Below are 14,127 nucleotides of genomic sequence, written 5' to 3'. Positions count from 1 at the left end.
AACATGCGCTACCAGCTATGACACTGATAGCGGCTGCAACAGCTCTGTCAGATCGGTTTCGGTGAAGAGCGGCTCCTTGCGGGCAGCCGCACCGCTGTACAGGCTGTCTGCCAGCTCGGCTTTGCGCTCCTGCAGCGCCAGAATCTTTTCTTCAATCGTGCCCTGCGCCACCAGCTTGACCACCCACAAGCTTTGCGTCTGGCCGATGCGGTGGGCGCGATCGGTGGCTTGGCCCTCTACCGCCGGGTTCCACCAGGGGTCGAAATGGATCACGGTGTCGGCTTGCGGCAGATTCAGCCCCACCCCGCCCGCTTTCAGGCTGATGAGAAACAGGGGCACCTGCCCGCTGGTGAACTGCTCGATGATCGCGTCGCGCTTGACGCTCTGCCCCGTGAGCTTGACCCAGGGCAGGTTGCGCGCCTTCAATTCCGCCTCGATCAGCGTGAGCATGCTGGTGAACTGCGAGAACACCAAAACGCGCCGCCCCTCGGCCAGCATTTCGGGCAGCAGTGCCATCAAGTGGTCCAGCTTGGCCGACGTCTTGACCTTGGCAGCAGCCTGCAGCGGCACTAGCTGCGGGTGGCAGCACACCTGCCGCAGCTTTAGCAGCGCGTCCAGGATCGTGATCTGCGATTGCGCCAGCCCCTTGGACTGCAATGCCTCGCGCACGGTCTTTTCCATGCCCAGGCGGATGGTTTCGTACAGGTCGGCCTGCGCGCCCGTCAGCTCCACGGGCATGACCGATTCCACCTTGGGTGGCAGCTCACCCGCCACCAGGGCCTTGGTCCGCCGCAGCATGAAGGGCGTGATGCACGCCCGCAGTTGCGCCATGCGCGCGCTGTCGCCCTGCTTTTCGATGGGGGTGCGAAACACTCCCTTGAAGCGCGTCGCGCTACCCAGAAACCCCGGCATCAAGAAGTGGAACAGGCTCCAGATCTCGCCCAGATGGTTTTCCATGGGCGTGCCCGACAGGCACAGCCTATGGCGCGCCTGCAGCTCGCCCACCACCTGCGCGGCCTGGCTGCTGGCGTTCTTGATGTTCTGGGCTTCGTCCAGCACCACCAGGTGCCATGGGTGCGCCAGCCAGCGGTCTCGGTCGCGCTGCAGCAGCGAGTACGGCGCGATGACCAGGTCGTGCGCGGTGACTTCGTCGGCCACTTCGTGCCGACCCGCGCCATGCAGCACCAAGCACCGCAGGCCCGGGCAAAAGCGCGCGGCCTCGCGCTGCCAGTTGCCCATCAGGCTCACGGGGGCGATCACCAGGGCGGGGGCGGTCAGTCGTCCGGCATCTTTTTCGACCTGGATGTGCGCTAGGGTCTGCAGCGTTTTGCCTAGGCCCATGTCGTCGGCCAGCACACCGGCCAGACCATGGGCCCGCAAAAACTGCAGCCAGTTCAGGCCTTGCTGCTGGTACGGGCGCAGCGTGGCCCGCACGCTGGCGGGCAGCGGCACCTCGGGCAAGGCGCTGGCGCCCCGCAGCTGGGCCACCTTGTCGCGCAAGGCAGCGGCGCCCTGCCACACCGCGCCCTCGCCCAGCGCAGCACTGGTGCGCAGCGCGTCCAGGCGCGAGAGCTTCAGGCTGTCCGCGTTGAAGTCGCGCGCGCGGTCGCCCGCCAGATCGAGCAGCGCGGCCATCCAGGGCCGCAGCGCGTCGGTGGGCAGGCGTACAAAACCAGGGCCGGTCAACGAGGCCATGTAGACATGCGCAGGCAGCTGGGGCAGGCCCGTCGCGGGGTCCAGCGGCTGGGCCGCGGCGGCAGCAATCAGGTCGGGCAGCCAGCGCAGGATGTTGTGGCGCACGCCATTGATCTCCATGCCCAACGACAGCGCAAACCAGGGCGATGTGGCCACATCGTCACCCGCAGGCTGCAGCGCCACCTCCAGCCAGTCGGCGTGCTGCACCCAGCCATGCAGCGCCGGGTCCAGCGTGACATCCAACCCCGCGTCGCGCAGCGCAGCAAAGCCGTCGTCCGCCCAATGCATCCAGTCGTCCTGCGGGCGCTCGCCGGGGATGCCAAACAGGCCGTCGTCCGTGGCCAGAAGGCCCAGCCCCTCCAGGCGCTCGACGGCATGGCGTTCAGCCACCGCATCGCGCTGCAGCAGCACCTGGCCGCCGTCGGCACCGGGCACCAGCACCGCCAGATCCTGCCCAGCCCACCAGCCCACATGGCCCTGGTAGTCAAACCGCAACTGCGCGGTGATGAGCCCCATTTCGGCCACCCTGTCGGCAGGCGACGGTGCCAAATGCAAGCGCGCCAGGGGCTTTACCCCCCGCACCTGCGTGAGCGGTCCCAGCGCCGGAGGCAACGGCAACACGCCGCCAATGCGGCGCACCACGTCGGCATGGTGCTTTTGCAGGGCGGCAGCAGTAAGCGCAGGCGCCTTGAGCAGCATGGCCACCTGCGCAGGGCTCAGGCCCTCGGCGTGCACCGGGCCGCAAACGCCCTGGACGGCGTCCAAGTACAGCGGCGGGTGGTTGTCGCACAGCATGGCGGTGTCGCCCGGCAGCCGTGCCTGTAACCCCCACACAGCCTCGATGCCTTGCGCAGGCGTGGACGCCTGCCATGCCCACGTGATCGGCAGCGGGTCGCCCCATCGCAAAGGCGCACCCACGGTGGACCCACCCGCATCCACAAACAGGCGGCCCGTGGCCGCTGCCTGCTCCAGCGCCAGCAGGCCCACCGCGCCCTCCAGCACCCCGATGGGCGCGACGCTGTAAGCCGAGTAGTAGCCCACGCTGCGGGGCATGGCGCGCAGCAGCTGCAGCACCTGGCGGTCGGCATCGCTGGCGCGGTCGTACACGGCCTGGCCAGGTGCCGGCTGGGTGCGGATCTGCTGCGGCTTGGCCCAGCCGCCCGTGAGTTTGGGGTACGACACCACGGCCTCCAACTGCAGCTGCGGCACTGTGGTGCGCGCCCGCCCTACGGTGGAGACCAGATAGAGATAACACTCGGGCCGCCCCGGCCGTGCGACCGGCTCCTGCAGCACCGCAACGCCCAGGGCCCGGTCCCACTCCTGCAGCCAGTGCAGCAGGCGGGCCTCGGCCTCGGCGCGGGCCAGGGCTTCCTTGCGCTCCTGCATGGCCTGGAGCGCATCGGCAGCCCGCGTGGACGACGGGCCCTGCGCCGGGTCGCGGTGCGCGGCCTCCAGGGTCAGGGCCACGGCGTGTTTGCAATCAGCCCCCACGGGGCAACTGCAGTCGCCCGACCATTGCTTGACCTGGCCGTTGGGCGCAAGCACCAGTTGCACCGACACCTCGTACGGGTGGGGCAAGCTGCCCTGCACTTCGCCCGCCAGGGCCCAGCGCCCCTCGGCTGGCTGCCGAATACCCACGCGCACCACGTCGGCCTGGCGGTACAGTTCCATGCCCCGCTCCCACGCGCCCTTGTCGCACTGGGCCTGCAGTGAATTGAGCGGGAACCAGGGTGGGCGGGGTGTGGACACGGATTTCGAGCAAAAAGTGGCTGTAGCGCTAGTGGATCATGCGCCATCAGCTATCAAATAAAGAGCATTCAAGCAATGAGCGGAGTTACGGCAACGACCGCTACCAGGCCGCAAGACTGCCCACTAGCCGCCGCGTGCAGTACGCACCCTGTCAAAAACGCCCTGGGCATCGCCCCCAACGCCAGCACCACCGGGCGCCGCCCCCTGCAGGCTGATCAACAACCGTGTCAGCACCGGCGCCTGCGGCAACAGCGGCCCCAGGAACAGGGCCCGCTCGCCGTCGGCAATCAGCAGGGTGGGAAAGGTTTCCACGTCCAGGTCCCCGACCAGATCGGACTCGTCTTCAATGTCCACCCATTCAAACCGCACGTCCGGGTGCGCACGGGCCAATTCGTCGAACAAGGGGCGGTAGATGCCGCAGGTGCCACACCACGCCGCGCACAGGCACACGGCCCACCAGCCGCTAGGCGTGGCGCCCCCCTGGCTCGTGGGGGTGGGTTCAGGCAGTGCGGCGGGACTGGACATCAAAAGGGCTCCTGGAGGGCCGCGCTGCGGGGCGGCGGGCGCTGGCCCCGGGGCCTGGCGCTACATGCCGCGCCGCTCGCGCGCGCGATAGACCTCGATGGTACCCACACCCGGCGCCTGGTTGCCCCAGCTGTTGCGCACAAACGTGGTCACCGCCGCCACTTCTTCGTCCGACAGGGTCTGCTGAAACGGCGGCATGCCATGCGGACGCGGGTTGCCGGCTGTGGCGGGCAGGTAGCCGCCCTGCAGCACCACACGCACCAGGTTGGTCGGGTCGGCCAGGGTCACGGCACGGTTGCCCGCCAGCGCCGGGAACGCGCCGGGCTCGCCCTGCCCCCGGTCGCCGTGGCACTGGGCGCACTGCTGCTCGTACACCTTGCCGCCCCGCGCCATCGCGCTGGCGGGCGGCAGGGCCACGCTGGTGGGCGCCTTGTGATCCTGCTGCGGCAGGGCTTGCAGGTAGACGGCCATCGCGCGCGCATCGGCGTCGCTGAGGTACTGCGTGCTGCGGAACACCACCTCGGCCATCGGGCCCAGCACGGAGCCCTGCGGGGCCACACCGGTCTTGAGCAGCGCCACCACATCGTCGGTGCGCCACTCCTTCACGCCCGCCTCGTGCACCGCATTGAGCGCCGGGGCATACCAGTTCTGCACCGGGATCAAACCACCAGTAAAGGCCTTGGCGTCCGACGTGGCGCCCAGTGCATTGCGGGGTGTGTGGCAGGCGGTGCAGTGGCCCAGGCCGTTGACCAAATAGGCGCCCCGGTTGTATTCGGCCGTCTGCGTGGGTTCGGCGGCGGGCGCTCCGGGCGCAAAAAACAGCGCACGCCATACCGCCAATGCCGCCTGCGTGTTGTACGGAAAACGCAGCGCATGGGCGCGGTTGGCGTCTGGCGCAGCCGGCAGGCTTTGCAGATAGGCAAAGATGGCGTCCGAATCCTCGCGCGTCACCTGCGTGTAGTTGGGGTACGGAAACGCCGGGTACAGCAGCCGCCCGTCCTTGCTGCGGCCGTGGTGCATGGCGCGCCAGAACTCGGCCGAGCTCCAGCTGCCAATGCCTTGCGCCCTGTCGGGCGTGAGGTTGGAGCTGTGCACCACGCCAAACGGCGTCTCGATGCCCCGCCCGCCCGCAAACGGCGCGCCGCCCTGGGTCGTATGGCAGGCCATGCAGTTGCCAATGCGGGCCAGGTATTCGCCGCGCTGCACCAGCGCAGGCGTGGATTGCAGCGTCTCGGTGGCGGGCAGAGGCTCTTCGCCACGCAGGTTCAGGGTGATCAGCACGGCAGCGGCAATACCCAGCGCCGCCAGCACGGAAGACAGGGTCCAGAGGATGCGTTTCATCGGTGCATCCCTTCTCAACGTGCAGCCGCAGCGGCCACGGGTACTTCGGCCACACCGCCGCAGCGGGCAGGCATGGTGGCAGGCAACGTGCGGGCCGGCTTGCCCCCTGCTGCCACCGGCTGCGCGGCCAGCCAGGCCGAGACAGCGCTCACATCGTCAGGCGTGAGCTGGCGCGCAATGTCGGCCATGCAGTCGGGCAGATGCGCGCGGCGCTGGCCGGTCTTCCAGGCACCCAGCTGGCTGTTGAGGTAGTCACGCGGCAGGCCGAGCAGGCCGGGGATGGACGGCACCACGCCCGTCATGGCCGCGCCGTGGCAGGCCACGCAGGCCGGGATGTTGCGGGCCGCATCGCCCACCTGCACCAGTCTGCGGCCTTGCTCCAGCACGGCGGGCGGCGCCTGGGGTGGCGGTGGGGGCGGGTAAGGAAGGTCGAGCGCAGCAAAGTACTCGGCCATCTCGCGCAGGTAGTCATCCGTCAGGTGTTCGGTCAGGTACCCCATCTGCGGGTAACTGCGCCGCCCGTCGCGGAAGTTGAGCAGTTGGTTGGCCAAGTACCCAGCCGGCTTGCCCGCAATGCGCGGAAAGTAGCCATCGGGCGTGGCGCGGCCTTCTTTGCCATGGCAGGCGGTGCAGGCCTGCACGCGCGACGCCATGGACGACGCGGGCACCGTGGCCGCCGTGGATGCGGTGGCCACGGGCGCTGCAGAGGCGGTGTTGGAGGGCGCCGTCTGGGCCACAGCACCAGCGCTCAAGGCCAGCGCCAGCACGGCAGCGGCCGAAGGCAGGCAGACAACGGGGCGCAGCAGGCTGCGCAGGCAATCGATCATGGCTTTTTATCTTTGGGGAAACAGTCGGTGGGCGTGGGCCCACACAGTCCGCCACTCTACGCCCGACCACAAAAACAGTACAGATTCAGTTTCGAGTTAAAAATACAGATCAGTTTGCCCTGCATCAATCCCGCCCCGCCCATGAAGCGCTACGAACGCCACGCTGACGCCATCGCCCAGCTCATCCACAGCGGCGCGCTGCGCCCGGGTGACCGCGTGCCCTCGGTGCGCGAGGCCAGCCGCACGCGGGGCATCAGCCCGTCCACTGTGTTCGAGGCGTACTACCTGCTGGAGGCCCAGGGCCTGATCCATGCGCGCCCGCGCTCGGGCTACTACGTCAGCGCCCGGGTCCCCGGCACGGCAGAGGTCCGCCCGGCCGAGCCCCAACCCTCCCAACCCACCGCCACCTCCAAAGAGGTGGCCATCAGCGACCTGGTGTTCGAGGTGCTGGGCCTGGCGCGCGACCGCGACCTGGTGCCGCTGGGCTCGGCATTCCCGGGGCTGGAGCTGTTTCCGCTGGAGCGCCTGGCGCGGTGCCTTGCCAGCGGCATGCGCAAGCTCGATCCGTGGAACATCGTGCAGAGCCTGCCACCCGGCGACGAACGCCTGCGCCAGCAGATTGCGCTGCGCTACGGCGTGCACGGCATGGCGGTGGACGTGGAAGAAATCATCATCACCAACGGCGCCATGGAGGCGCTCAACCTCTGCCTGGAAGCCGTCACCCAGCCGGGCGACGTGGTGGTGGTCGAATCGCCCACCTTCTACGCCGCGCTGCAGGCGCTGGAGCGGCTGAACCTGCAGGCGCTGGAAATCGCCACCCACCCGCGCGACGGCATCGACCTGGCAGCGCTGGCTGAGGCGCTGGAGCGCCAGTCCTCGCACAAGCCCCACCAGCCCATCAAGGCCTGTTGGCTCATGCCTAGCTTTCAGAATCCCCTGGGCAGCCTAATGCCCGAGTGCAAAAAGCGCGAACTGGTCGCCCTGCTGGCGCGCCACGGTGTGCCGCTGATCGAAGACGATGTCTATGGCGAACTGCACTTTGGCCCCCAGCGCCCGCCCCCGGCCAAGGCGTTTGATACCGAGGGGCTGGTGATGCACTGCAGTTCATTCAGCAAAAGCCTGGCACCCGGCTACCGCGTGGGCTGGGTGGCAGCGGGCCGCCAAGCCACAGCGGTGCAGCGGCTCAAGCTGATGACCACGCTATCGGCCGCCACGCCGTCGCAGCAGGCGCTGTCCGAATACCTGGCCCAGGGGGGCTACGACCGGCACCTGCGCGCCCTGCGCCGCAGCCTGGAACAACAGCAGGCGATTGCTCTGGCTGCGGTGGCCCAGCACTTCCCGCCCGGCACGCGCGTGTCGCGGCCCGAGGGCGGGTACTTTTTATGGGTGGAACTGCCTCCCCAGGTGAACGCGCTGGAGCTGCACCGCCTGGCACTGCAGCAGGGCATCAGCCTGGCACCGGGGCAGATCTTCTCGGCCGATCAGCGGTTTGCGCACTGCGTGCGCATCAACTACGGGCATCCGGCGCAGGGGCGGCTGGAGGCCGCCCTGGCCACCGTGGGCCAACTGGCCACGGGCTTGGCGACCGCCTTACCAGAGAGCGCGAAAGTGCCCAAACAACTATCAAAACAATAGCAACCAAGGTATGCAACACTGGCGCTTGGAGCCATTTTTAGCAAAACCCTGGCATCCACACCCGGTGCGCAGCCCCTGGCCTCCCATCTACCGCATGGCCTATCCCACAAGGCACCGCGCCAGCCTTGCACCAGGCTGACACGCACACAACGCGTTGGAAAGGCCCAACCTCGGGTTCTCCCGCAGCAGGCACGGCGCTTGCAGCGGCATACTGGCGCCCGCCCGCACCCCGGGCAATGCACCACGGCGGCCCACCCGCCCCGCCCCATAACCCCAACGCCCAGCACCATGGCCGCACCCCAGCATGTTCCGTTTGTGATGGTGGAAGACGAAGACGACTGGGTGGTCTCGTTCGCCCTGGGCCCGCAAGGTGCTGACCGCCTCACCCTGGTGCGCACCCCCCACCTCGAATTCATGCTGCGGCCCGAGCAGCGCGGCGTATCAGTCGGCGCCGAGGCAGGCCAGCGCCCCGCCCTGCTCGTGGCGGTGCAATGGGGTCACAAGTGTGTGGATGTGGTCTCCACCGCCAAGCGCTACAGCCTGGACATCAGCAAGGTGGACAACGCCACCCGCAACGCGGCGCTGCGCGTGCTGGGAAAGATGAATTTTGACCAGCGGTTTCAGTTGGCGGGCATCTGATTCATTGATCGAGGAAGGCCTGCATTAGCAGGCCCTCGTCGGACCTCGTAGAGGCGCGAATGTCGCACCAAGCCAGCGATGGCTTGGCAATCAGTCAACGCATCATCTTGAACAGTGCAGTGGTGATGGCTACTTGCGACTCATCCAGTGACGTTGGTGTGGTGCTGCCAAAGGCCATGCGATCATCAATTGGCCAGATTTTCCCTGGCGTATTGGCCGTGACGTCGTTCGCAAACGAAATATCGCGAAGACGACCAAACCTTGCATCGCTGTTGCCATCAATCTGCTGGTCCAATGAAGCCGCCAACGAGAACGTTGTGCCACGAATCACCATGACATTGCGGGGCCGCGTTACATAGGTGCCGACAGTAACGCCGGGCTCCGCCCAGTCCACGCTTTGGAAACAGACACGTGCTTCCTGCGGGTTCCCATTGCTGTCGAGGTACACATAACGGTCCTGCTGTCCCTCTGTGCGGCCCGCTGGCAACCGGATACCAGCAGCCAGAAAGGCGTTGATCATCGCGTCGCCACACAACTCCGAGCCCGGCGTGGCACTGTTGCCATTGACTCGGCCGGTGGGATTGGTGGGGTTGTCCCCTGGGGGGTAGCCCACACCGTTGAAGAATGCCTCATAGGCCAACTGCCACCCCTGGATAAAGTCGGTGGACAGACGCTGGTTGGCAGCAGACCGCTGCAAGTCCCGTCCAACCGCCACAGCACCCAGTACGAGGCCAATCACGACGAGCGCAATGCTCAATTCAAGAAGCGAAAAGCCGCGCTGCCGCCTCACAGGCATAGCCCCATAGTTCGTTGGTTTTGTTGTCATGGTGTGTCGCTCTTTGACCGAAGGGTCTCAATAGCCAATGGCATCCGCCTTCAGCGTGTTGTTGTTGATAGAGATGGCGAGTTCCGTCATGGCAGTGGTTCGCGTAGCAAAGTCTGAGTGCACCTGCTTGGCTTCGATCAGTGCGGCTGTTGCCAGCCCCGTCGTCACCACCGACAAGCCAGCGCCCACGGCGGCTGCCACGATGCCAGCAGCTGCCAGTCCGATTTGTACAGCCCGTGCGCCGGCGCTCATCGTGGTGTCCGCTGTGGCTGACACCATCTCTTTGGCTGCACTCAAAACACCTGCCGCAGCACCAGCTACCCCTGCAAAAGCGGCTGCCTCGTTAGCTTCTGCCAGTTTGACGGCCACGAACAACTGGTCACGGTAGTCGTACAAAGCCCGCTCCATGACAAACGCACCGGTTGCTGCGTTGAAATGCGCATGCGATATGGCCGACAAAGCAGCACCACAGTGCAGTTCGCCAAAGAGTTCAGCATGGCTGGGTGCAACCACAGAGTCGTCATAGGAGCTGGTCGCAACGGTGCCTGGTGCCTCGAAAGTAGGATCTGCCGAACTGGCGGTGGCATTCGCGCCGTCGAACGCCTTACCGTCGCCGTCTGCATCCAACATGCCCGGGGCAGCCAGTGCAAAGGCTACCGAGCGCCGAGTTCCCAGCATCTTCGCCCCCAACCGCCCTGCGGGCGCAATCAACGCGTCATTGGCGGTGTTAAGTGCCAGACAGACATCCACCAGGTTGACTGCCCTCGCAACCCCCAGCGGGCAAGGCGGGCTATCGGCTGCGTTGCACGCGGTGTTCAGAGGCGCCGCATCGTTGCCCGATTGGGTCATCCCCAGCTGGACCGTGGAAACCGATGGGATTGGGGGCGCTTTATCGTTGGGCGCATCCTGGTTCTGTGGCTTGGGGTTGGGGGTCCGCACGCGCAATGGATTCATGCGGTCGACAGCACTGGCTAGATCTCTGTCCTCATGCGAGGTAGCGGATGGTTCACGGTAGACGCCATAGCGCAAAGCGCCTGCCTCAGGCCGGGGAAGACCCAGCGTACGCCACGGAACGAAGCCCACTTGGCGCAAGCCCCCCCCCTCGGTGCAGAACTCCACACCGGATGTGTCTGCAGCGGGGCAAGGAAGGCGATAGTTCGAGTGCAGATAACCCACCAGAGCATCGCGTGTTTGCTGCTGAACATCCACCTGGACAGTGGTGACGCGTTGGCGTTCCGAAAGCTGCCAAAAAACAATGGCACCGGGCAATATCAATCCCAGCGCGAGCAGAATGACCGAAATCTCGACGAGGGTGAACCCTTGCATGCTGCGCTTCATGGGTTAAGTCCCTTCACATCCAGCTTCGTGGCACTGGTGAGAGCCTGCGTAAACGTGTCATACACCTTGGCAGCGTAGGCATCAGTGGCCGCTTGCTTTTCTTTGGCGACCTGCAACGCTGCCTTTGCGTCGTCCAAAGCCTTGGCTGCATACACGGTTTGGGCAATTGCCACCGCCAGATTGGCTGCAGCAATCCCCACGACAAAAGCAGTGACGCCCTCCGAATTGGCCGCCGACGCAATGCTGATCACGCCGCTGGCGGTGGCCACAGCCAAGGCCAGGGCCGCTGTAGCGACGCCTGACTCGGCCGACTGCACAGCAGACTCAGCCGCCGTGATGTCGAACACACGCAGCGACCAATATTCCTGCATCACGCGCGCACTGTCGTACGCCGCATAAGCGCCCTGTGCCGTAGCTTGCATTTCACTCAGCCGTCCCACGCATCCAATGCGCGCATCCAGATCAGACGCTCCTACAGCGACGGTCAAGTCGTCAAAGTTTGCGTCTTGCGCGCGCCCTGGGAAGTCGAACCGCCAGGTGGCGCTTGCCCCCACTGCGTTGTTCCCGTCAAACTGGTTGTTCTCCCCCGGGTGTACCAAGATGTAGGCTACAGGCATGCTGTCGGACACATTGCCGGCGCTCAGAATGCCAGCGGCTGCCGGATTTGCAGCAAACCGACGGAGTCGATGGCACCAATCCAGTCCATTCGCCACCACACGGCGCGCGCTGGCAGCCGTGATGGCAGCCGTTGCGCGAGCAGCGGCTGCGGTTACGGTAGACGACGCCGCGATAGGCGGGGAGAACGTGGGGTATGTCGGTATCACCGGCATGCCCGTGAAATCGATATTCAGGTCTGGAGACACGGCCGCTGGCGGCGCAACAGCAAGATCCACGCCTCCACCCCGATTGACACCGTAGTGAAGTTGCCCAAAGGTGCTGCTCAGGCCCAGGCTCTTCCAGGGCAGTCGCACGGCGGTGGGATCACCACAGGCTTCGCTACCACCGGAATTAGCCGCCGGACAGGGCAATCGGTGGTGAGCAAGTACAAAGCCCTCGACAGCGGCTTGGGCCTCACCCAGTTGCCGCAGCATCGCGGGTCTCTGCATAGGTTCACGGGTGGACACCACCCAGCGCCACACAAAGATGCCAATGATTCCAACAATCGCAAGAACCACCGCCAGCTCGACCATGGAGAAACCATTCGCTTGACGCAGGGACCGCTTCATCGCGTGCCCCCCTTCTGGTCCACCTTGATCAGGATGTCCAACGCAGCACTCGGGGGCATGGGTGTCACGCCCTTTCCGGTGATGTTGCAAGGAGGCGGATTGTCAGCCTGGGTCTTGAGTTGGTTGTATATATTTTGTGCATCAGTCACTCGTTTGTTGGCCTCGCCCAACTGGCTCTGAAGGGCATTGAGCTCCCTCTGCAGCTTGATGGGCTTCAGGTACTTGGCATCCGGATCAGGAGTGACCGACGAACCGCCGAAGAGATCCACCAAGGCCCCCTGGATACCGCCAGAGGTCACAATATCCCCTGTTTGGCACACACCGCTGGCCGTGGTGGTACAGCCAGTCGCAGCGGCCACCGCCCCCACAAAAATGGTGTAGCGCCCTGCGTTGCGCAGGTTGGAGTAGGCCGTTTGGAAACTGGTTTGAGCCGATCCAACGCTTGCCTGAGCTGCCGACAGATCGGCCTGCGCAGCGTTGAGATTGGCTTGCGCGTTGTTCCGTTCGGTAACCGCCTTGTCATATTCACCTTGCAGTGCGACTGGGTCGTTCAGAAGCGTGAGCTGCGAAGTCTTCTCCAGCCTTTGCTTCTGTAGCGTAGCCTTCACTGCGGGATCAGTGGTGGCTGCGATTTGCGCATCCAGTGCAGCGATGTCCGCATTGAGCTGAGTAATCAGCGTGGTCCGGTTGGCCAGCATGTCGGCATAGGTCGCGACTTGATTGGTCCACTGCGTTACCGCCGTCTGGTAGTTGTCGCGCCGCTGTGTGGCCGCACTCAGGGAGAACGAGCTGGATTCCCAATTGGTTGCCGCATCCAAAACCGGCTGTATGCGAGAGTCAATGCTCGTGCTGGTGCCACCGGCACGCACCTGCGCCACCAGATTGTTGATGGCATTGGTGCGCGCCACGTTGGCCGTATTCAGCTCATTGGTCTTGTTATTGATCTTTGTAATGAGTGCATCGCGGGCAGCCACTGCGTCGTCGGACTCTTTCTTGGCTGCGTCAAGTGCCTGCGTGTAATCAGTGGATGGGCATGTGAGAGTGGACGAATCCACCGAACTATCGGCCAGCGCCAGCGCATTACCGGCCATGATGGCGGCCACGACGTTCAGTCCCACGGAGACGCCATTGGCGTACAACACACCGCCGGTGAGCGCCACAGCTGCGGTATGTTGCGGAGCGGCAGCGCAGGCGTTTACCGCCAGCCCCAAAGTTGCAGCACAGAGCGCCCACTCTACGGCCGCGTTGCCTGCGTCTGCGATTCCGCCCAGAATCGTGCCTGTCATATCCGCCGCAGTGATTGCTGCGCCCAGCGCGGCAAAAACGATGGCTTGTTTTGCGGCTGCGATGTTTCCGGTCTTCAGGTCATCAACCTGCAAAACAACGTCATGCGCCAAAGCCACAGTATTGATGGAGTCGATCAGGGGAGCACAGTGCAACCCGGCCAGAAGACTCGTATAGGAACGCTCCAGCACAATGTCGTTGTACCGGGACAGCAAAGGCCGAAGGGTAGGATCTTCCACGGCACTGTCGGCGGATGCATTCGCCCCATCGAAGAGCGATCCGTCGCCGTCTGCGTCATCGTTACCCGGGTGAACGAGTGCATACGCCGTGGTGCGAACCGGCGACGACCTCACCTCGGCCATGCCGGGGGTGTAAGCGGTCGTGCGCCCATCCTCAAGCCGTTGACAGATATCCGTCAACGTGAGGATGTCTGCCTGGTATTCCCCACCCGTCGCGGTGGTCTCACGCATGGTGGCGTAAGTCTTGCCGGTGGTGTCATATTCCAATGGTCTCCAGGCGTCATCCAATACGGTCAGGTCATTTTTTCCTCCGCCTCGTTGGACCAGGTAGCGCAACTGCCCCACATCCACACCTGGGTCTGCACCAGCCAGCCGCAGCGACACGGAAGGCAACCAGCCTTTCTGGTCTGCGGCACCACAGTCCTCAATACCGTCACGGTTGGTGTCAGGACAGGGCAGTCGCCGCATGACCGTGGCAAAGGTAACAATGGCGCGGTCCGCTTGCGAGAGCGCTTGCCGCTCCTGGCGTGAAGAATCCACTGCTGATCGCTCACGCCATTGCAAGTAGCCCATGGTGGCGAGGCCCGCCAGAACGGCGATGAGGAGCAAGACCTGCACCATCCCAAAACCGCGTGAATGAGCCCCGAAGAGCCTGAAGCTCTCGGCACCGCCCCGAGGCGCACCATTTAACCTGAGGTACTCCGCCTGCGCCTCCACAATGCTTGCGGCTGAGCCCGAAACACTCCGCGAGGACTTCCGCACAAGCTGATCAAAGGCAAGTGTCAACATGAACATGAGTTATC

Annotated in this window: 10 protein-coding genes; 2 read left to right on the top strand and 8 right to left on the bottom strand. The window is 65.0% G+C overall.

The window, feature by feature from the left end:
• Nucleotides 1-15 precede the first annotated feature (15 nt).
• The 4 genes from DNK89_RS18315 to DNK89_RS18300 all read right to left on the bottom strand — a co-directional run bounded on the left by DNK89_RS18315 (nucleotide 16) and on the right by DNK89_RS18300 (nucleotide 6,137).
• Complete coding sequence (locus DNK89_RS18315; protein WP_370220935.1) at nucleotides 16-3,444, bottom strand: SNF2-related protein; 3,429 nt, start codon at nucleotides 3,442-3,444, stop codon at nucleotides 16-18.
• A 123-nt stretch (nucleotides 3,445-3,567) separates the two neighbouring features.
• Complete coding sequence (locus DNK89_RS18310) at nucleotides 3,568-3,969, bottom strand: thioredoxin family protein (protein WP_110961246.1); 402 nt, start codon at nucleotides 3,967-3,969, stop codon at nucleotides 3,568-3,570.
• Nucleotides 3,970-4,029: 60 nt separating this feature from the next.
• Nucleotides 4,030-5,310: a c-type cytochrome gene (locus DNK89_RS18305; protein ID WP_110961245.1), complete on the bottom strand. Its 1,281-nt coding sequence runs from the start codon at nucleotides 5,308-5,310 to the stop codon at nucleotides 4,030-4,032.
• A 14-nt stretch (nucleotides 5,311-5,324) separates the two neighbouring features.
• Nucleotides 5,325-6,137, bottom strand: a complete 813-nt coding sequence (locus tag DNK89_RS18300; protein ID WP_110961244.1) for a c-type cytochrome — start codon at nucleotides 6,135-6,137, stop codon at nucleotides 5,325-5,327.
• A 141-nt stretch (nucleotides 6,138-6,278) separates the two neighbouring features.
• Here DNK89_RS18300 and DNK89_RS18295 point away from each other — a divergent pair, with 141 nt between their 5' ends.
• Nucleotides 6,279-7,772 carry a PLP-dependent aminotransferase family protein gene (locus DNK89_RS18295; RefSeq protein ID WP_110961243.1) on the top strand — a complete coding sequence of 498 codons (1,494 nt, stop codon included), beginning with the start codon at nucleotides 6,279-6,281 and terminating at the stop codon, nucleotides 7,770-7,772.
• Nucleotides 7,773-8,060: 288 nt separating this feature from the next.
• Nucleotides 8,061-8,411 (top strand): hypothetical protein, encoded by a 351-nt coding sequence (locus tag DNK89_RS18290; protein WP_110961242.1) that lies wholly within the window; start codon nucleotides 8,061-8,063, stop codon nucleotides 8,409-8,411.
• A gap of 94 nt (nucleotides 8,412-8,505) precedes the next feature.
• On the opposite strand, the gene DNK89_RS18285 is transcribed toward DNK89_RS18290, so the two are convergent.
• From DNK89_RS18285 to DNK89_RS18270, 4 genes are read right to left on the bottom strand one after another with little or no spacing between them, the layout of a single operon-like run.
• Complete coding sequence (locus tag DNK89_RS18285; protein WP_110961241.1) at nucleotides 8,506-9,237, bottom strand: type II secretion system protein; 732 nt, start codon at nucleotides 9,235-9,237, stop codon at nucleotides 8,506-8,508.
• Between the two features lie 27 nt (nucleotides 9,238-9,264).
• The gene (locus DNK89_RS18280) at nucleotides 9,265-10,575 is read right to left on the bottom strand and encodes a type II secretion system protein (RefSeq protein WP_110961240.1); all 1,311 of its coding nucleotides are present in this window, start codon (nucleotides 10,573-10,575) and stop codon (nucleotides 9,265-9,267) included.
• A complete protein-coding gene (locus DNK89_RS18275) occupies nucleotides 10,572-11,801 on the bottom strand; it encodes a type II secretion system protein (RefSeq protein WP_110961239.1) in 1,230 nt (409 codons plus the stop codon). Before DNK89_RS18275 ends, DNK89_RS18280 begins: the two co-directional genes overlap by 4 nt.
• Complete coding sequence (locus tag DNK89_RS18270; RefSeq protein WP_238990866.1) at nucleotides 11,798-14,113, bottom strand: hypothetical protein; 2,316 nt, start codon at nucleotides 14,111-14,113, stop codon at nucleotides 11,798-11,800. Before DNK89_RS18270 ends, DNK89_RS18275 begins: the two co-directional genes overlap by 4 nt.
• Between the last annotated feature and the right edge of the window lie 14 nt (nucleotides 14,114-14,127).

This window comes from Acidovorax sp. ST3 (assembly GCF_003231145.1).
Classification (GTDB): Bacteria; Pseudomonadota; Gammaproteobacteria; order Burkholderiales; family Burkholderiaceae_C; genus Acidovorax.
The sequence above is the reverse complement of the archived record's forward strand: the minus strand, read 5'-3'. Positions and strand labels throughout refer to the sequence as shown.

Excerpts from the sequence above, each read along its gene's own strand:
- DNK89_RS18280 (WP_110961240.1), bottom strand. The coding sequence starts at position 10,575 with ATGAAGCGCAGCATGCAAGGGTTCACCCTCGTCGAGATTTCGGTCATT.
- DNK89_RS18300 (WP_110961244.1), bottom strand. The coding sequence starts at position 6,137 with ATGATCGATTGCCTGCGCAGCCTGCTGCGCCCCGTTGTCTGCCTGCCT.
- DNK89_RS18270 (WP_238990866.1), bottom strand. The coding sequence starts at position 14,113 with ATGTTGACACTTGCCTTTGATCAGCTTGTGCGGAAGTCCTCGCGGAGT.
- DNK89_RS18295 (WP_110961243.1), top strand. The coding sequence starts at position 6,279 with ATGAAGCGCTACGAACGCCACGCTGACGCCATCGCCCAGCTCATCCAC.
- DNK89_RS18310 (WP_110961246.1), bottom strand. The coding sequence starts at position 3,969 with ATGTCCAGTCCCGCCGCACTGCCTGAACCCACCCCCACGAGCCAGGGG.
- DNK89_RS18305 (WP_110961245.1), bottom strand. The coding sequence starts at position 5,310 with ATGAAACGCATCCTCTGGACCCTGTCTTCCGTGCTGGCGGCGCTGGGT.
- DNK89_RS18285 (WP_110961241.1), bottom strand. The coding sequence starts at position 9,237 with ATGACAACAAAACCAACGAACTATGGGGCTATGCCTGTGAGGCGGCAG.
- DNK89_RS18275 (WP_110961239.1), bottom strand. The coding sequence starts at position 11,801 with ATGAAGCGGTCCCTGCGTCAAGCGAATGGTTTCTCCATGGTCGAGCTG.
- DNK89_RS18290 (WP_110961242.1), top strand. The coding sequence starts at position 8,061 with ATGGCCGCACCCCAGCATGTTCCGTTTGTGATGGTGGAAGACGAAGAC.